The organism is Nocardia tengchongensis (assembly GCF_054781395.1).
The window spans coordinates 725,747-742,072 of sequence record NZ_BAAGUM010000017.1; the positions used below are offsets into that span (position 1 = coordinate 725,747).

The 16,326-nt window shown below is 68.7% G+C and carries 20 protein-coding genes; 19 read left to right on the forward strand and 1 reads right to left on the reverse strand.

The window, feature by feature from the left end:
* Positions 1 to 34: 34 nt before the first annotated feature.
* From ACYVKL_RS34370 to ACYVKL_RS34410, 9 genes are all read left to right on the forward strand, one after another.
* On the forward strand, positions 35 to 820 hold the full coding sequence (locus ACYVKL_RS34370; protein WP_357096241.1) for an electron transfer flavoprotein subunit beta/FixA family protein: 786 nt from the start codon (positions 35 to 37) through the stop codon (positions 818 to 820).
* 38 nt (positions 821 to 858) lie between these two features.
* Positions 859 to 1,818: an electron transfer flavoprotein subunit alpha/FixB family protein gene (locus ACYVKL_RS34375; protein WP_379166847.1), complete on the forward strand. Its 960-nt coding sequence runs from the start codon at positions 859 to 861 to the stop codon at positions 1,816 to 1,818.
* A gap of 218 nt (positions 1,819 to 2,036) precedes the next feature.
* Positions 2,037 to 2,279: a hypothetical protein gene (locus ACYVKL_RS34380; protein ID WP_379166845.1), complete on the forward strand. Its 243-nt coding sequence runs from the start codon at positions 2,037 to 2,039 to the stop codon at positions 2,277 to 2,279.
* A gap of 9 nt (positions 2,280 to 2,288) precedes the next feature.
* A complete protein-coding gene (locus ACYVKL_RS34385; protein ID WP_379166843.1) occupies positions 2,289 to 2,747 on the forward strand; it encodes a hypothetical protein in 459 nt (152 codons plus the stop codon).
* Between the two features lie 182 nt (positions 2,748 to 2,929).
* Positions 2,930 to 3,175 (forward strand): hypothetical protein, encoded by a 246-nt coding sequence (locus ACYVKL_RS34390; RefSeq protein ID WP_460773879.1) that lies wholly within the window; start codon positions 2,930 to 2,932, stop codon positions 3,173 to 3,175.
* A gap of 32 nt (positions 3,176 to 3,207) precedes the next feature.
* Complete coding sequence (locus ACYVKL_RS34395; RefSeq protein WP_379166840.1) at positions 3,208 to 3,453, forward strand: hypothetical protein; 246 nt, start codon at positions 3,208 to 3,210, stop codon at positions 3,451 to 3,453.
* Positions 3,454 to 3,903: 450 nt separating this feature from the next.
* Positions 3,904 to 4,140 carry a hypothetical protein gene (locus tag ACYVKL_RS34400; RefSeq protein ID WP_379166838.1) on the forward strand — a complete coding sequence of 79 codons (237 nt, stop codon included), beginning with the start codon at positions 3,904 to 3,906 and terminating at the stop codon, positions 4,138 to 4,140.
* Between the two features lie 35 nt (positions 4,141 to 4,175).
* Positions 4,176 to 4,403 carry a hypothetical protein gene (locus ACYVKL_RS34405; RefSeq protein ID WP_379166836.1) on the forward strand — a complete coding sequence of 76 codons (228 nt, stop codon included), beginning with the start codon at positions 4,176 to 4,178 and terminating at the stop codon, positions 4,401 to 4,403.
* A gap of 140 nt (positions 4,404 to 4,543) precedes the next feature.
* The gene (locus tag ACYVKL_RS34410) at positions 4,544 to 5,485 is read left to right on the forward strand and encodes an aminoglycoside phosphotransferase family protein (protein ID WP_379166834.1); all 942 of its coding nucleotides are present in this window, start codon (positions 4,544 to 4,546) and stop codon (positions 5,483 to 5,485) included.
* Between the two features lie 88 nt (positions 5,486 to 5,573).
* On the opposite strand, the gene ACYVKL_RS34415 is transcribed toward ACYVKL_RS34410, so the two are convergent.
* Positions 5,574 to 6,434 carry a LysR family transcriptional regulator gene (locus tag ACYVKL_RS34415; protein WP_379166832.1) on the reverse strand — a complete coding sequence of 287 codons (861 nt, stop codon included), beginning with the start codon at positions 6,432 to 6,434 and terminating at the stop codon, positions 5,574 to 5,576.
* 112 nt (positions 6,435 to 6,546) lie between these two features.
* Between ACYVKL_RS34415 and ACYVKL_RS34420 the strand changes: the two genes are divergently transcribed.
* The 10 genes from ACYVKL_RS34420 to ACYVKL_RS34465 all read left to right on the forward strand — a co-directional run bounded on the left by ACYVKL_RS34420 (position 6,547) and on the right by ACYVKL_RS34465 (position 16,291).
* Complete coding sequence (locus ACYVKL_RS34420; protein ID WP_379166830.1) at positions 6,547 to 7,842, forward strand: NAD(P)/FAD-dependent oxidoreductase; 1,296 nt, start codon at positions 6,547 to 6,549, stop codon at positions 7,840 to 7,842.
* Positions 7,843 to 7,920: 78 nt separating this feature from the next.
* Positions 7,921 to 8,538: a PadR family transcriptional regulator gene (locus ACYVKL_RS34425; RefSeq protein WP_379166828.1), complete on the forward strand. Its 618-nt coding sequence runs from the start codon at positions 7,921 to 7,923 to the stop codon at positions 8,536 to 8,538.
* Positions 8,539 to 8,615: 77 nt separating this feature from the next.
* A complete protein-coding gene (locus tag ACYVKL_RS34430; RefSeq protein WP_379166826.1) occupies positions 8,616 to 9,635 on the forward strand; it encodes an ABC transporter ATP-binding protein in 1,020 nt (339 codons plus the stop codon).
* Entirely contained in the window at positions 9,632 to 10,393 is a 762-nt protein-coding gene (locus ACYVKL_RS34435; protein ID WP_379166824.1) for an ABC transporter permease, read from the forward strand. Before ACYVKL_RS34430 ends, ACYVKL_RS34435 begins: the two co-directional genes overlap by 4 nt.
* A gap of 142 nt (positions 10,394 to 10,535) precedes the next feature.
* Positions 10,536 to 11,225: an SDR family NAD(P)-dependent oxidoreductase gene (locus ACYVKL_RS34440; protein ID WP_379166822.1), complete on the forward strand. Its 690-nt coding sequence runs from the start codon at positions 10,536 to 10,538 to the stop codon at positions 11,223 to 11,225.
* Positions 11,222 to 12,343: an S-adenosylmethionine:tRNA ribosyltransferase-isomerase gene (locus ACYVKL_RS34445; protein WP_379166821.1), complete on the forward strand. Its 1,122-nt coding sequence runs from the start codon at positions 11,222 to 11,224 to the stop codon at positions 12,341 to 12,343. Before ACYVKL_RS34440 ends, ACYVKL_RS34445 begins: the two co-directional genes overlap by 4 nt.
* A gap of 287 nt (positions 12,344 to 12,630) precedes the next feature.
* On the forward strand, positions 12,631 to 13,479 hold the full coding sequence (locus ACYVKL_RS34450; protein WP_379166818.1) for a GNAT family N-acetyltransferase: 849 nt from the start codon (positions 12,631 to 12,633) through the stop codon (positions 13,477 to 13,479).
* A 6-nt stretch (positions 13,480 to 13,485) separates the two neighbouring features.
* Positions 13,486 to 14,424, forward strand: coding sequence for a lysophospholipid acyltransferase family protein (locus ACYVKL_RS34455; protein ID WP_357193311.1), 939 nt, complete (start codon positions 13,486 to 13,488; stop codon positions 14,422 to 14,424).
* A gap of 197 nt (positions 14,425 to 14,621) precedes the next feature.
* A complete protein-coding gene (locus ACYVKL_RS34460; RefSeq protein WP_379166816.1) occupies positions 14,622 to 15,653 on the forward strand; it encodes a hypothetical protein in 1,032 nt (343 codons plus the stop codon).
* Positions 15,654 to 15,685: 32 nt separating this feature from the next.
* Positions 15,686 to 16,291: a class F sortase gene (locus tag ACYVKL_RS34465; RefSeq protein WP_379166814.1), complete on the forward strand. Its 606-nt coding sequence runs from the start codon at positions 15,686 to 15,688 to the stop codon at positions 16,289 to 16,291.
* Positions 16,292 to 16,326 lie beyond the last annotated feature (35 nt).

Sequence of the window (16,326 nt, forward strand, 5' to 3'; positions counted from 1 at the left end):
CAGTGCCACCAGAACAGGAGGTCGACGAAGACCAATGCCGAACATCGTCGTACTGATCAAGCAGGTTCCCGACACCTGGTCCGAGCGCAAGCTGACCAGCGGTGACTACACCCTCGACCGCGAGGCCGCCGACGCCATCCTCGACGAGATCAACGAGCGCGCCGTAGAGGAGGCGCTCTTGATCAAGGAGGCGCAGGGCGGCGAGGTCACCGTGCTGGCCGCCGGCCCCGATCGGGCCACCGAGGCCATCCGCAAGGCCCTCTCGATGGGCGCGGACAAGGCCATCCACATCAACGACCCGGCGATCCACGGCTCCGACGCCGTGCAGACGTCCTACATCCTGGCCGCCGCTCTGGGCCAGATCGAGGGCATCGAGCTGGTCATCGCGGGCAACGAGGCCACCGACGGTCGCGCCGGCGCCGTTCCGGCGATCATCGCCGAGTACCTGGGCCTGCCGCAGCTGACCCACCTTCGCAAGCTGACCGTCGACGGCGAGCGCATCGCCGGCGAGCGCGAGACCGACGAGGGCGTCTTCAAGCTGGAGGCCACCCTCCCGGCCATCGTCTCGGTCACCGAGAAGATCAACGAGCCGCGCTTCCCGTCCTTCAAGGGCATCATGGCCGCCAAGAAGAAGGAAGTTCAGACCTTCACCCTGGCCGATCTGGGCGTCGACCCGGAGACCGTGGGCGTTGCGAACGCCGGCACCCAGGTGACCGGTGTGACCCCGAAGCCGGCGCGCACGGCGGGCGCGAAGATCGTCGACGAGGGTGAGGGCGGCAACCAGATCGCCACCTACCTGGTCGGTCAGAAGATCATCTAAAGCCGCCCCCGAGCGAACGAACTTCAGGAGAAAGAACAATGGCAGAAGTACTCGTGCTCGTGGAGCACGCTGACGGTGCGCCCAAGAAGGTCACCACCGAACTCCTCACCGCCGCCCGCGCGCTGGGCACCCCGGCCGCCGTCGTCGTCGCCGCCCCCGGCACCGCCGACAAGCTGGGCGACGCGCTGGCCGCGGCCGGCGCCGAGAAGATCTACGTCGCCGAGGGCGATGACGCCGAGGGCTTCCTCGTCACCCCCAAGGTCGACGTGCTGGCCGGCCTGTCCGAGTCCGCCTCCCCGGCCGCGATCCTGGTCGCCGCCACCGCCGACGGCAAGGAGGTGTCGGGTCGCCTCGCCGCCCGCATCGGTTCCGGTCTGCTGATCGACGTCATCTCCGTGAACGGTGACGGCTCGGTGCAGCACTCCATCTTCGGTGGCGCGTTCACCGTGGACGCCAAGGCCACCGGCGACGTGCCGGTGATCTCGGTCCGTCCGGGTGCCATCGAGGCCGCCCCGCAGGCCGCCGCCGGCGAGAAGGTCGTCGTCGAGCTGCCCGCGCAGGAAGAGGGCGTCACCAAGGTGATCTCGCGTGAGCCGAACGTGGGCGGCGACCGCCCCGAGCTCACCGAGGCCGCGATCGTGGTCTCCGGTGGCCGTGGTGTCGGTTCGGCCGACAACTTCGGCAAGGTCGTCGAGCCGCTGGCCGACGCCCTCGGTGCCGCCGTCGGTGCTTCCCGCGCCGCCGTCGACTCCGGCTACTACCCGGGCCAGTTCCAGGTCGGCCAGACCGGTAAGACGGTCTCCCCGCAGCTGTACGTGGCCCTGGGCATCTCCGGCGCCATCCAGCACCGCGCCGGCATGCAGACCTCGAAGACCATCGTGGCCGTCAACAAGGACGAAGAGGCCCCGATCTTCGAGATCTCGGACTACGGCATCGTCGGCGACCTGTTCAACGTCGCCCCGCAGCTGACCGAGGCGGTCAAGGCCCACAAGGGCTGATTCACCGTCTGGTGAAAGCACTCTGAATGTCCCCCGGCCGGAATCGGCTGGGGGACATTCTTTTTCGCTTCCGGGGGGCGCGGCCCCGATTTGGGTGCCACAGGAATTGAGGGCGCGGGGGTGCGCCGGAATCCGGACAAATCGGAAACGTGTTCCCTTACGTTGTGAGCGCGGCTCGGCGAAGGTCCGGGCCATCGCTGCTCGAAAGGTTGTGCACCATGCGCACTCTCATCCTCGCCGGCCTCGCCGCGGGCGCACTGCTCGCCGGAATTGGCCCGGCGGCGGCCGCGCCGCTGCCGCTGATCGATGTCTCGGGAACCCCGGTGGCGACCGACACCGCGGGCGCCGACAGCGGTTCGACCGGGAGCGCGACGCAAAGCGCCGCCGGGATCGCCGGAATCTGGTGCATCCTGACCAACGGCCACTGCTGGAGTGACGTCAGGCCGGGCGTGCCGTCGTAATATGACACGGTGCTCGGGCGATTCGATCCTCGGCGTCGGCAGGCCGAGCCGGTGGCCCCTGAGAAGGCCGATACCGCAGGCGATGTTGACCTGACCGGCATCGTCTCGGCCTTCCACTACGACCTCGCCGAATGGCTGGGCTCGGACGCGCCGCCGAAGGTGTTCGACCGGATCTCGGCGCAGTTGGACGAGCAGTTCACCTCGGTGGTCACCACCGGGGAGGCAGTGGATCGGGAGACGCTGCTGGCGGGACTGTGGTCGGCGCGAAACCTGCAGCCGGGGTTGGAGATCGAGGTCTCCGAGGTGCGGGAGCTGGCCCGCGGTGGCAACGTGCTGGTGGTGCGGTTCGTCGCGGAGAATCGGGTGGGGGAGGCCCGCACCGGTCGGACGGTGACGGCGGTGCTGATCACCGACGGGCGCACCTATCGGTGGCGGACCGTACACGAGACCTCGACGCCCGAACCCTGAAACCGCTGCCTGCGGTAACCCGCAATCCACTGTCCCCCGGCCGCTATGGCCGTGGGAGAGTTTGCGTTGGTGCCCCGAGGATTGGGGGCTCGGAGACTCTGCCCCGATCATGAAAAGGTGCATTTCACATCTGGGGGCGCGATCCGGCGGAGGCCGATCGCGGCATCGAAAGGTACTGCATCGTGCGGATTCTCATGACCGTCGCCGCCGTCGCAGCGGCCCTCTCGGTCGGCATCGGCCCGGCCGCGGCGGACTCTGCGGTCGAACCGGTCTCCATCTCGCCGACCGGTACTACAGGTTCGTCTTCATCACCGTTCTATACCGGTTCGAACGGACAGACCTACCTCAGCCCTCAGAGCGCGCTGTTGTGCCCCCTGGCGGGCAGCAGCAACCTGTGCACCCCGCTCCGGGAGCCGAACGTCGGGTAGTGCACCATAACTTCCACCGAAAGCCTTCTCTCATGCGCACATTCATTGCTACGGCGGGTATCGCGGCGGCGCTGGCCGCCGGGGCCGGGCAGGCGGCGGCGGAGCCGCTTCCACTCACCACCCCCGCTCCCATCGCCACCAGCGGTCCGGTCGTGCTGCCGCCGCAGACCTCGATGCCCGCCGGCGGCAGCTCGCAACCCGCGCCCGCGAACACCGGCGGCGGTAGCAACAGCTGTGGCTTCTTTCAGATGTGCGAGGATCCCACCATCGGCGGGTGACGCGGAGGTCCGTCGTAGAGTGGCGCGCTGCTCGGGCGATTCGATCCTCGACGGCGGCAGCCGGAGCCGGCTTCCCCGGAAAAGGCTGATGCGGCTGACGGTCTCGATCTGACCGCCGTCGCTGCGGCCTTCCACTTCGACCTCGCCGAATGGCTGGGGTCCGACGCGCCGCCGAAGGTGTTCGACCGGATCTCGGCGCAGTTGGACGAGCAGTTCACCTCGGTGGTCACCACCGGGGAGGCAGTGGATCGGGAGACGCTGCCGGCGGGACTGTGGTCGGCGCGAACCTGCTGAAACCGCTGCTGCGGAATGGGGTTGGAGCTCGACCGCCCATGGAATCAGGGGCACCCGGGTCGCGGACTTCGGGCAAATTCTGAAATGGAAGCGATTATCTTTCTGGTGGCGGCCGGGCGGTCCGGCCACGAACTCTCCACTGAAGGAGTCACTGTCATGCGCACATTCATCGCCGTGGCCGGTATCGCGGCGGCGCTGACCGTCGGAGCCGGGCAGGCTGCCGCAGCGCCGCTTCCGCTGGTCGCACCCACCCCGATAGCCACCGGCGGCCCGGTAGTCCTGCCGCCGCAGACCTCGATGCCCGCCAGCGGCAGCTCACAGTCCACGCCGAGCGGCAGCGGCGGCGCGAACACCGCACCCACCTGCGGGCTGGGCTGCGTTCTCGCAGGCTGAACCGCCTGCTCCACCCTCGGTAAAGGACTTCTCATATGCGCACATTCATCGCCGTGGCCGGTATCGCGGCGGCGCTGACCGTCGGGGCCGGGCAGGCGGCGGCAGCCTCGACGCCCCCCACCTTCCCCGGAATTCCCACTACGGGCGATTCGAGCGGTTCGGCCAACAACGCGCTCGGCAACTTGCAGACTCTGGTGTTGTGCTCGGTGCTCGGCAGCACCAACATCTGCGCCCCCGTCAACTTGCATCCGCGAGTCGGCTGACGTGCCCGATCGCGGTCCGACGTAGTCGGGTCGCGGCACTATCTGCAACCCCGGCGCGGGCGAGATCCTGTAGGGGCGGGAATCGCCACGGTGGCCGGACACCCGTGGCGATTCGGTGTGGGGTCGGGCAGGGTGGGCTGATGTCGATCTCGTTGCCGCCGGGGGTGGCGGAGAACATCGCGGGGAGCTTCGGGGACCGGGGATCGCGGTGGCTGGCCGCACTGCCGTTGGTGGTGGAGAAGCTGTGCGGAGCTTGGGGGTTGGAGGTCGTCGGGGGGAGCTTCGGGGGTGGGACGCATTCGTGGGTCGCGCCGGTGCGGCGGACGGACGGGTCGGTCGCCGTGCTGAAGGTGCCGGTGGTCGACGAGGAGAATGCCGGGGAGCCGACGGGGCTGTACTGCTATGGCGGGGACGGGGCGGTCCGACTCTACGAATTCGATCCGGGGAGCGGGGCGATGTTGCTCGAGTGGGCGCGGCCGGGGACGGAACTGCTGTATCAGCCCGGGTTTCCGAGCCTCGAGGGACGGCCGGAGAACATCGCGAAGGTTGAGCGGGCGTGCGAGTTGTATCGCAGGCTGCGGCGGGAGCCGGTCGTGGTGCCGGCGGGGTTCCCGGAATTGCCGACCGCCGCGGGGATGGTCGCGGAGTGGGCGGGGATGTTCGGCGAACCGGAAGCCGCTGTCGCCGAGGTGATTCCGGCGCGACTGCTGGAACGAGCCGCCGAGCGAGGCGCGGAGCTGGCGGTGCCGGAGGGGCCGCTGCTGGTGGTCAACCGCGACACCCATCTGGGCAATATCGTTGCGGCGGAGCGGGAGCCGTGGCTGCTCATCGATCCGAAGGCGTACCTTGTGGAGGCCGCATTCGACGCCGGGTTCCTGGTGATGATCCAGGTGCAGAGTGATCCGAAGCCGGCGCATGCGCGGGCGGTGGTCGCGCGGACGGCCGCGGCCCTGGAAGTGCCGGTCGATCGGGCGCGCGCGTGGGCGTTCATGCGGTCGATGGAGGAGATCGTCTGGGCGATCCAGGACGACGAGCCGCAGGACCTGCGCTTGCACCTCGCGGTGGCGACGGCACTGGCCTGACGCGAAACCTACTGCGGCCGGAACTGTTCGCGCGCCGCCGGTTCGCGTCGCACTGGACGAGGACCGGTCGACGATCTGTTCGTGGCGTTCAGGAGCTGTGCAGGGCGGCCAGCAGGGTGGTGACGATGGGGGAGGTGCGGCCTTCGGCGCGGGTGACGGCGGAGACGGGGATGCGGAGGGGGTGGCCGGTGAGGCGGAGGGTGGCGATGCCCTCGGTCTGGCTGTCGGCGTAGAGGATGGTCCAGGCGTCGGGGCGGTTGATGAGTTCCATGGTGGCGGTGTGGTCGGGTGGGATGGGCGGGCCGAAGACCGGGCCGGTGGCGAGGTCGGCGAAGGCGGCGCGGACCACGTTGTGGAGCAGGACCTGTTCGGACTCCGGGGGGAGCAGCAGGGGATAGGCGCCGAGTTCCGCGAGGGTGACGTCGCCGCCGCGGGTGACGAGCGGGTGGGCGGTCGAGGTGGCGATGACCGGATCCTCGAGCCAGAGCTGTTCGACGTGCAGTCCGGGCTGGTCCACGCTGCCGCGGATGAGAGCGAGATCACAGTCGCCGTCGGCCACCGCCTGGATGCGCTGCCGGAAGGGTTTGATGACGAATTCGATCTCCGCGCCCGGATGCGCCTCGCGTGCGCCCGCGATCGCGGACAGTGATCTAGTTGCGAAGCTCATATTTGCTGCGAGGCGAATGCGTGGCCCGGAGGCCCGTACAGCTGCGCGAATGGCGGATTCGAGGCTCAGCATTTGTTTCGCAAGGGGAAGTAGCCGAGTGGTCGCGTCGGTCGGAACGACCGATCGGGTCGAGCGTTCGAAGAGGTTCACGCCGAGGTCGCGTTCCAGCCGCGCGATCTGGTGACTGATAGCCGACTGCGAGATGAAGCAGCGGCTCGCGGCCCGGCTGAAGCTCAGCTCCTCGCAGACCGCCACGAAGTAGGCCAGTTGCCGCAGCTCCACCGCATTCTCCAATTCATGATCAACGTAGATAAGAGTCATCTTGATTATGCGCCCTGACAGCTGGAACAACCGCGTTCCGAATCACGGTTAGTCATGAGAGAAGGGAGCAGTCATGTACAACGTGGAGGCGGATATCGAAACCGCCGATGTCGTCATCGTCGGATCGGGCTTCGGTGGTCTCGCCGCCGCCAAGCAGCTGAACAAGTCGGGAGTCGGCTACGTCCTCATCTCGGGTACCCCCGAGCACCTCTTCCAGCCACTCCTCTATCAGGTAGCGACGGGTGTGCTGGCTTCCGACGAGATCGCGCCGCCCATCCAGCACATCCTGCGCAAGCACAAGAACGGCGAGACCCGCCTGGGCAAGGTCACCGCCATCGACGCCCCGAACGCGGTGCTCACCTATGAGACGGCCGAGGGCCCGCGCAAGATCCGCTACGGCAAGCTGATCGCGGCGACCGGCGCCAGCCAGTCCTACTTCGGTCGCGACGATTTCGCGGACAAGACGTTCTCGCTCAAGACCATCGACGACGCCCGCGCCCTGCGCGCGCAGATCGAGCGCGTCTTCGAGCAGGCCAAGACCGCCGACCCGGAGACCCGCCGCCGACTGCTCAGCTTCGTGGTGGTGGGTGCGGGCGCGACCGGCGTCGAGGTCGCGGGTCAGTTGAAGGAACTCGCGAAGCGGTACTTCCACCTGGAGGACACGGTCACTCTGGTCGAGGGTGCGGGCGTGGTGCTGCCGCCGTTCGGTGGCCGGCTGTCGGAGTATTCGAAGCAGTCGCTGGAGCAGAGCGGTGTCGAGGTGCTGGTCGACACCTTCGTGACCGATATCGAGGACGGCAAGGTCACCGTCAAGAGCAAGGACGGCGTGGAGCGCGGCATCGCGGCCGAGACCGTGGTCTGGTCGGCGGGCGTGCAGGCGGGTGGCTTCGCCGAGGTGCTGGCCGAGGCCACCGGCTGCGAAACCGACCGCGCCGGACGCCTTCTCATCAATCCCGACTGCACGGTCGGCGGTCACGCGGACATCTTCGCGATCGGTGACATGACCTTCCTCAACGGCTACCCCGGCCAGTCGCCGGTCGCCATGCAGGAGGGCCGCCACGTCGCCGACATCATTCGCGGCAAGAAGCTCGCCGCCACCCCGTTCCAGTACTGGGACAAGGGTTCGATGGCGGTGATCAACCGTTTCAACGCGGTCACCAAGATCAATGACAAGGTGAAGTTCACCGGCTTCGTCGCGTGGCTGACCTGGCTCGCCGTGCACCTGTTCTACCTGGTCGGTTTCCGTAACCGCTTCGCCGCGGTGCTGTCGTGGCTGGTGGCGTTCATCGGCAGCGGCCGCCCCGGCTTCAACGAGGTCGAAAAGGGTTCCGCGGCAACGGCTCCGGAGCGCGATCGACTAGCCGCCTGACAGCTGTTTCCGAATCGAGCCGCCTGGTGTTGTCACCGGGCGGCTCGTTCGTTCGGTGGCGAGGGTTAACCTGCGAATATGGCTGTTCCTACAACCCGATTGCTGGTGCTGGCGGTGGTGCGCCTGCTGCAACCCGTGCACGGCTACGACGTTCGCCGCGAATTGCTGTCCTGGCATGCCGATGACTGGGCCAATGTGAAGCCCGGGTCGGTGTACGGCGCGTTGAACACCTTGGAGCGCGACGGGCTGATCTCGGTGGAGGGTGTCGGGCAGGAGGGCGCCCGGCCGGAGCGGCGCACGTACCGGCTGACGTCGGAGGGGGAGAAGGAGTTCGGCGAGTTGCTCCGGGAGTCGCTGTTCGCCGCCGATCAGCTCAAGCATCCGTATTTCGCGACGGTGTCGCTGTTTCCGCACGCGCCCAAGGATGACGTGCTGGCCGCCTTGCGCAGCCGGATCCTGCAGTTCGAGGCGAATCTGCTGTTCCTGGAGCGTGAGGAGGAGCGGATTCTGTCGGGCAGCGGTGATCCGCGGGAGGCGGAGCCGCATCACGTGGCGGATGCGATCAATCTGGCGGCCGCGCATGTGCGGGCGGACCTGGAGTGGTCGCGCCGGACGCTGCGTCGGATCGAGAACGGTGAGCTGGATGCCTGGTCGGGGACGATGGGAGGGGCTCCGATCCCACCGCCGGTGCGATGATCGGCCACCGCCGCGGCGGTAGTCAAGTTTTAATAGTCAAGCTTGACTATTTGAAAAGTCGTTTCTACGGTTGAGGCGTGGAAACGACATCACCCGTTCGCGGTGAACCCACCGACCCGGTCATTCGGGTGCGTGGGCTGGCCCGGACCTTCGCGACCAAAACCGGTGACGTGCAAGCGGTCTCCGGTATCGACTTCGACGTGCGCTACGGGGAGATCATCGGTCTGCTCGGCCCCAACGGGGCGGGCAAGACCACCACCCTGCGCATGATCTCGACCCTGCTCGCCCCCACCGCGGGCGAAGCCACCGTGGTCGGCGCGGACCTGCGCACCCAGGCGCGGACCGTGCGCTCCCGGATCGGGTACGTGCCGCAGGGCGGATCGACCAATGAGACCGAACTGGTCGAGGACGAACTGATCCTGCAGGCCCGGCTCTTCGGGCTGTCCAAGGCCGAGGCCAAGGCCAGCGCCGCCGACCTGGCCAAGGCCCTCGAGTTCGACGGCCTCGAGCGGCGCAAGTGCGGGCAGCTCTCCGGCGGCCAGCGCCGGCGCGTCGACATCGCGCTGGGGCTCGTGCACCGGCCGACCCTCATCTACCTCGACGAACCCACCACGGGCCTGGATCCGCAGAGCCGCGCCAACCTGTGGGATCACATCCGGCGGCTGCGCGACGAGGGCACCACCGTCGTGCTCACCACCCACTACCTGGACGAGGCGGACGCGCTGTGCGACCGCATCCTGGTGATGGATCACGGCACTATCGTCGCCGAGGGCACCCCCGACGAGCTCAAGCGGCGCATCTCCGGCGACGTGATCAGCCTCGAAATCGAGTCCCACAGCGCCGATCTGGCCATGGACATCGCCGGTGACGTGCTGGCGCTGCGCTCGCGGCTGCGCACCGAGGGCCAGAACGGCCATGCCGGAAAGAGTCTCGTGCACCTGACCGTGGAACACGGTGACGCGGCGGTGGTTCCGCTGCTGCGCGCCCTCGGCGACCGGGGCATCACGCCCGGCTCGCTCACCGTCAAGCGCCCCAGCCTCGACGACGTATTCCTCACGCTCACCGGGCGTTCGCTCCGGGAAGGAGACCGGTCATGACATTTCTGCGCGATACGGGACTGATCTTCTGGTCCCAGCTGCGAGCCAACCTGCGCAACCCGGTCTGGGTGATCATCGGGCTGATGCAGCCGATCATCTACCTGGTGTTGTTCGGGCCGCTGGTGAAGGGCATCGCACCCGCGCTGGGCCCCGGCGCGGACCCGTGGAAGATCCTGACCCCGGCCCTGGTCATCCAGATCGGTTTGTTCGGTGCGCTGTTCGTCGGCTTCGGCATCGTGGGCGAGCTGCGCGCGGGCGTGGTCGAACGCCAGCGGGTCACCCCGGCCTCGCGTGGCGCGCTGCTGCTGGGCCGGGTGCTCAAGGACATGGTGGTGCTGGTGGTGCAGGCGCTGGTGCTGGTCGGCGTGGCCGCGCTGGCGTTCGGGCTGCGGCCGAACCCGCTGGGGATGGTGCTGTCGCTGGCGCTGATCGCGGTGATGGGCGCGGGTCTGGCGTCGGCCTCCTACGCGCTGGGCCTGTGGGCGCGTTCGGAGGACACCCTGGCCTCGCTGCTGAACTCGGTGTCGGTGCCGGTCATGCTGCTGTCGGGCATCCTGCTGCCGATGACGGTCGGCCCGACCTGGCTGCAGAACCTGGCGAAGGTGAATCCGTTCTCGCACACCGTGGATGCGGCGCGGGCGCTGTTCCGGGGCGACTTCGGCGCGCACGAGGTGTACCTCGGCACCGCGGTCACCGTCGCGGTGTCGCTGCTGCTGATCCTGGTCGCTTCCCGCAGTTTCGCGCGCGAGAACGCCTGACCCGCGCGGCGTCGAGCACACCGCGAATCGCTCCGGCCCGATCGGGTCGGAGCGATTCGCCGTGTCCTCGGCCCGCGCCTCTTCTTCGCCGTGGGTGAAAAGTCATTGACCTGAACAGAGCTTCAGGTTTCAGGATGGCAGTATGCCTGAGAACAAGAGAAGGGCCCTGGTCACCGGGGCGTCGGCGGGCTTCGGCCGGGCGGTCGCGCTCGCGCTCGCCGAGCGGGATTGGGAGCTGATCATCGTCGCGCGCGGCGCGGATCGGCTCGAGCGAGTGCGGGCCGCGACCGGCGCGCACGCCATCGCGGGGGATGTCGCCGATCCGGCGGTCCGGGTACGCATCGCGCACGCCATCGGATCGCGGCGACTGGAACTGGTCCTCAACAACGCCAGCGCACTGGGCCCCAGCCCACTGCCGAGACTGGACCGGTACCCCCTCGACGAGCTCGCCACCGTCCTGGACACGAACGTGATTGCACCCCTGGCGATTCTGCAACTCGCCCTGCCCGCCCTGCGCATCGCGGGCGGCACCGTGGTGGATATCAGCTCCGATGCGGCCGTCGGCGGCTACGAGGGCTGGGGCGGTTACGGCGCGTCCAAGGCGGCGCTGGATCAACTCACCAACGTCCTCGCCGCCGAGAACCCCACGCTGCGGATCTACAGCTTCGACCCCGGCGACATGCGCACCGAGATGCACCAGGCCGCCTTCCCCGGCGAGGACATCTCCGACCGCCCCGAACCGGAATCCGTCGTCCCCGCCCTGCTGCACCTGCTCGACACGCGCCCGCCGAGTGGCCGCTACCTCGCGTCGGAGATGCGGGTCGCGCCATGACGATCGACACGCGTGCGGAGTGCGGGCCGAGCGCCGATTCCGGACCCGGTGTGGCACTCGGGTCGGCCGCGATCGAATTCGCCCTGCCCGACGAGCTGTCGGCCACCGCCCCGCCCGAGGCGCGCGGCCTGACCCGCGATGCCGTGCGTCTGATGGTGGCCGACGGTCCCGCGCTCACCCACGCGCGATTCCGGGAACTGCCGTCGTTCCTGCGCCCCGGAGATCTTGTCGTGGTCAACAACTCCGCCATGATCACCGCGGCCGTGGACACCGAGTACGGCGGTGAGCCCGCGGTGCTGCACTTCTCCACGTGGCTGGACGACGGCGGCTGGGTGGTGGAGGTGCGGGATCCCCGAGGTATCCCGTGGCGCGGCGCGGCGCTGAAACCCGGTGCGTACTTGCCTCTCCCGGACGGCCACGTCGCCGTCCTGCGCGCACCGTGGCTGGCCGGTGCGGGCCGCCTGTGGATCGCCGATGTCGCCGCGTCGATCGGCGGTGCTCCGGAAGGCAGTGCCGCAGACGTGCGGCGGCTGCTCGCGCGGCACGGACGGCCGATCACCTATTCGTATGTGGCCGAGCGCTGGTCGGCTTCCTACTATCGAACGGTCTTCGGCATCGAGCCGGGGAGTGCCGAAATGGCCAGTGCGGGAAGGCCGTTCACCGAGTCGCTGGTCACCGAGTTGGTGGCGGGCGGGGTCGGGTTCGCGCCGATCACCTTGCACACGGGTGTGTCGTCGCCGGAGACCGGGGAGCCGCCCAGCCCGGAACGGTTCGCGGTGCCGGAGATGACGGCCAGGCTCGTCAATGCCACGCACGGGGCGGGCGGCCGGGTGGTGGCGGTGGGAACCACGGTGACGCGGGCGCTCGAAACCGCCGCCGGCGCGGATGGTCTGGTGCGGCCGATGGCCGGCTGGACGGAGTTGGTGCTCAGCGCTGATCGCCCGGCGCGGGTGGTGGACGGGTTGATCACCGGGTGGCATGCGCCGGGAGCCTCGCATCTGCATCTGCTGGAATCGGTGGTGGGTGCGGAGGTGGTGGGGGAGACCTATCGGGTGGCGCTGGAGTCCGGTTATCTCTGGCACGAATTCGGGGATGCCGCGCTGCTGTTCCGGAACTGACTCGCCTTCGTTCCGGAACTGGACCCCCGGGATGCAAGGCTCGGCGGCCCAGGCGTAGGCTGGCATCTTCCGTGTTGCCGAGCGCTCGCCGCCCGCTCGCGGGCCCGTCGCAACGGCTTTCCTACTCGCCGGTACCCATCAGGGATACGAGCGTTTGTCCTGGTAGAGAACGTTCAAGGGCGGTCGGATGAACTCCCGGTGCGGTCTGCGTCGCGTTCACCGGACTGGCATCGACAGGTAATCCGGCTGTCGCTCCGGCGCAGTCTGCGGCTGGCTTGATCAAGGCTATGACCACGATGGCAGCGTCGAATTCCAGCCTGCTGGCAACCGCGTCGAAGCCCGCCCCGGAACCGCCCCGGACCACCGGGCGGTCCCAGTACTCCCTGGTCGTCTCCTCCGATGCCGAGCATCGTGAGGCCGCGCAGCGCCTGCGCTACCAGGTGTTCGCCAATGAGCCGGGATTCACCATCCCCGACAACGGAACCGGCCTGGACGCCGACCGTTTCGACGACTTCTGCGACCACCTGCTGGTGCGCGACGAGCTGACGGATCAGTTCGTCGGCTGCTACCGCATGCTGCCCCCGGACAAGGTGACCGCCGCCGGCGGCTACTACACCGCCACCGAATTCGATTTGACCGCACTGGATCCCGTCGGTCACCGGATCGTCGAGATGGGCCGCGCCTGCGTGGTCCCCGACCACCGCAACGGCTCGGTGCTGACCCTGATGTGGGCGGGCATCCTGCACTACATCCAGCTCACCGGCTACGACTGGGTGATGGGCTGCGTGTCGGTGCCGATGCGGATGACCCCGGAGGACGAGCCCGGCGTGAACGTGCGCGGCGTGCGCGATCTGCTGCTGCGCAAGCACGCGCTGGATACGGAACGCCATGTGCGCCCGTACAACCCGGTCGTGGTGGACGGTCGCGGCCTCGACGACCTGGTGGCCCCGGCCCGGCCGAAGCTGCCGCCGCTGCTGAGCGGTTACCTACGCCTGGGCGCCGAGATCTGCGGCGAGCCCGCCCACGACCCGGACTTCGCGGTGGCCGATTTCGTCGCGCTGCTCGGTCTGGAGACCATCAACACCCGCTACCTGGAGCGCCTGCAGGGCGCGGCCAACAGCCTGGATGCCCGGTGATATCCGATGATGCCCGCTCTGCTGTCCCCGGAGGCCGGTGCGCTGTCGTGCCCGCCGGCCGAGCCCACCGCCCACTCGTGGATGCCGCACAGTCCTTGCGGCCCTTCGTGTGTCGATTCCCCCGCTGAGGCGGGCACGTTGCGGGTCGCGGCCCGCGTGCTCGGCATCGCGGGGGTGCTGCTGAGTTTCCCGATCGCGCACGTCGCCACGCCGCGCCGGCGCCGGACCGGGCTGCAGCGCCGCTATGCGCGAGCCCTGCTGGCCTGCTGCGGGATTCGGGTCCGCATCACCGACGAGCGGGCTGCCGGGGATCGCCGTGACGGCGGAGTCCTGGTGGTGGCCCGCCACATCGGCTGGACCGACATCCTGGCGCTGACCGCCGTCGAGCCCATGGGGTTCGTGGCCCGCGCCGATCTGGTGGAGTGGCCGGCGCTCGGTGACGTGGCCAAGAAGGTGCGGGTCATTCCGATCGATCGGGAACGGCTGCGGCAGCTTCCGTCGGTCATCGAGACCATGGCGGCGCGTCTGACCGCCGGTGAACGCGTCTGCTTCTTCCCCGAGGGCACCACCTGGTGTGGCCGCGCCCACGGCAGGCTGCGGCCCGCGCTGTTCCAGGCCGCCGTCGATTCCGGTGCGCCGGTGCAGCCGCTGCGGCTGCGGTACGTCGCGCGCGGCGAACTGTCCACGGTCCCCGGCTTTGTCGGGGTGGATTCGCTGGCGGACTCGTTCCGGCGGGTGCTGCGTTCCAAGGGCGTGGTCGCGGAGATCACCTTGCGGCCGCAGCTGCGCCCGGATGTCGATCGGCACGAGCTGGCGCGGCGCTGTGAGGCGGCGCTCGAGGGTGACACCGTGGCTCGCGCCTTCACCGATGTGATCCACGGTTCGGAGCATCTTTCGGCTATCGGTACCGGGGCGACACGGCAGGCCGAGGTGCAGCGGGTGTGATTCGCAGCAATCCCACAGGGTATTAGGGGATCCCGAGTGTTTGCGGTGCTCACCGTTAGGGGGTTACGCGAACGTCCAGTCTTCACCGCCCCTAATTGTCGCTAGTTCTCAGCTTTCAGGCCGACCAGTCGGTAACGCCGAGCCTGCGGTATTCGACGGCAAGGCAATCGATAACGACGTCTGGAAGTGAATACAAAATGTCGGCAAGGACATTCCCGGTTGCTGTGGTCATCGCCGCGGCAGTCGCACTCTGTGCGCCGTCAGCCAGCGCTGACCCCACCACGACCGCGCCCGCTCCGGGCCTCGGCCTCGGTGTCGACGTCAATGTCGGTCCGGGCGGACTCGGGGTCGACGTGCAGACCGGCGCCCACGCGGGCGGAAACGCCAATGGCGGTGTGCAGGCTGGCGGAAATACGCAGGCCGGCGGGAATGCCAATGGTGGTGTGCAGGTAGGCGGTAACACGCAGGCCGGTGGAAATGCCAATGGTGGTGTGCAGGTAGGCGGAAATACGCAGGCCGGTGGAAATGCCAATGGTGGTGTGCAGGTAGGCGGAAATACGCAGGCCGGCGGGAACGCCAATGGTGGTGTGCAGGTAGGCGGTAACACGCAGGCCGGCGGCAATGCCGGTGGCGGCCTGGACGTCGGTGGTGGTGTGCAGACGGGCGGGAACGCCAATGGTGGTGTGCAGGTAGGCGGTAACACGCAGGCCGGCGGCAATGCCGGTGGCGGCCTGGATGTCGGTGGCGGTGTGCAGACGGGCGGCGACGCCAACGGCGGTCTGCAGATCGGCGGTAACACGCAGATCGGCGGCAATGCCGGTGGTGGCTTGGACGTCGGTGGCGGTGTGCAGACCGGTGGCAATGCCAATGGCGGCGTGCAGATCGGCGGTGGCGTCCAGACCGGCGGCAACGCCAATGGCGGTGTGCAGGTCGGTGGCGGTGTGCAGACCGGTGGCAACGCGAACGGCGGTGTGCAGGTCGGCGGCAATACGAACATCGGCGGTGACGCGCAGGGCGGTGGCCTGGGTGGCGTGGACCTGACCGTGTCCGGTGGCGCGGCCGCCGGCGCGGATGTCGTGAACGGCATGGCGATTCCGGTCGGCGCGTCCACCGGCATCGGCGGCGGCACCGCGGTCACCGACGCGGTTCCGGTCGGCGGCTACAAGATCCCCAAGGGCGCGCCCGAGACCGGTGCGGGCGGCATGGCCGGCGCGGTGAGCGCCCGATGAGTACCGGAACCCGAAACGCGATGAGCGCGAAGGTGACTCGTCGCAGACCGCTGGCCGCCCTGGCCGCGGTACTGGCGGTCACCGCGGCCCTGGTGTCGGGCTGCGGTTCCTCCGGCGGCACCGACGCGCCGTCGAGCACCAAGGTCGCGCCGACCACGCTCGCGGTGAAGACGGCGGCGTCGATCACCCGCTCCACTCCGGTGTCGTTCTCGATCCCCTCGATCAATGTGGCCGGATCGCTGATCTCGGTGGGGCTCAATGCCGATGGCTCGGTCCAGGTGCCCGCCGACTACCAGCAGGCCGGCTGGTACCAGCAGGGTCCGGCGCCGGGCGAGCAGGGCTCGGCGGTCATTCTCGGCCACGTCGACTCCTACAAGGGCCCGGGCGTGTTCTTCACGCTCAAGAAGGTCAGGAAGGACGACATGATCGACGTGACCCGGGCGGACGGAAAGGTCGCGCACTTCAAGGTCACCGATGTGCGGATGTACCTGAAATCGGAGTTCCCCGACCAGACCGTCTTCGGTCCGCGGGGCGGCGCGACCCTGCAGGTGGTCACCTGCGGCGGTGACTTCGACAAGAACGCCAAGAGCTACCTGTCGAACGTGGTCGTCTTCTCCTCGCTGGACTCGGTGACCTAGCCGACGCCGCGGTCGCGGACTGATCAGGAATCGAG

Bases quoted from the DNA above. Each gene is read 5' to 3' on its own strand.
- ACYVKL_RS34370 (WP_357096241.1), top strand. From the start codon at position 35: ATGCCGAACATCGTCGTACTGATCAAGCAGGTTCCCGACACCTGGTCC.
- ACYVKL_RS34375 (WP_379166847.1), top strand. From the start codon at position 859: ATGGCAGAAGTACTCGTGCTCGTGGAGCACGCTGACGGTGCGCCCAAG.
- ACYVKL_RS34380 (WP_379166845.1), top strand. From the start codon at position 2,037: ATGCGCACTCTCATCCTCGCCGGCCTCGCCGCGGGCGCACTGCTCGCC.
- ACYVKL_RS34395 (WP_379166840.1), top strand. From the start codon at position 3,208: ATGCGCACATTCATTGCTACGGCGGGTATCGCGGCGGCGCTGGCCGCC.
- ACYVKL_RS34400 (WP_379166838.1), top strand. From the start codon at position 3,904: ATGCGCACATTCATCGCCGTGGCCGGTATCGCGGCGGCGCTGACCGTC.
- ACYVKL_RS34405 (WP_379166836.1), top strand. From the start codon at position 4,176: ATGCGCACATTCATCGCCGTGGCCGGTATCGCGGCGGCGCTGACCGTC.
- ACYVKL_RS34410 (WP_379166834.1), top strand. From the start codon at position 4,544: ATGTCGATCTCGTTGCCGCCGGGGGTGGCGGAGAACATCGCGGGGAGC.
- ACYVKL_RS34420 (WP_379166830.1), top strand. From the start codon at position 6,547: ATGTACAACGTGGAGGCGGATATCGAAACCGCCGATGTCGTCATCGTC.
- ACYVKL_RS34425 (WP_379166828.1), top strand. From the start codon at position 7,921: ATGGCTGTTCCTACAACCCGATTGCTGGTGCTGGCGGTGGTGCGCCTG.
- ACYVKL_RS34435 (WP_379166824.1), top strand. From the start codon at position 9,632: ATGACATTTCTGCGCGATACGGGACTGATCTTCTGGTCCCAGCTGCGA.
- ACYVKL_RS34440 (WP_379166822.1), top strand. From the start codon at position 10,536: ATGCCTGAGAACAAGAGAAGGGCCCTGGTCACCGGGGCGTCGGCGGGC.
- ACYVKL_RS34445 (WP_379166821.1), top strand. From the start codon at position 11,222: ATGACGATCGACACGCGTGCGGAGTGCGGGCCGAGCGCCGATTCCGGA.
- ACYVKL_RS34450 (WP_379166818.1), top strand. From the start codon at position 12,631: ATGACCACGATGGCAGCGTCGAATTCCAGCCTGCTGGCAACCGCGTCG.
- ACYVKL_RS34455 (WP_357193311.1), top strand. From the start codon at position 13,486: ATGATGCCCGCTCTGCTGTCCCCGGAGGCCGGTGCGCTGTCGTGCCCG.
- ACYVKL_RS34460 (WP_379166816.1), top strand. From the start codon at position 14,622: ATGTCGGCAAGGACATTCCCGGTTGCTGTGGTCATCGCCGCGGCAGTC.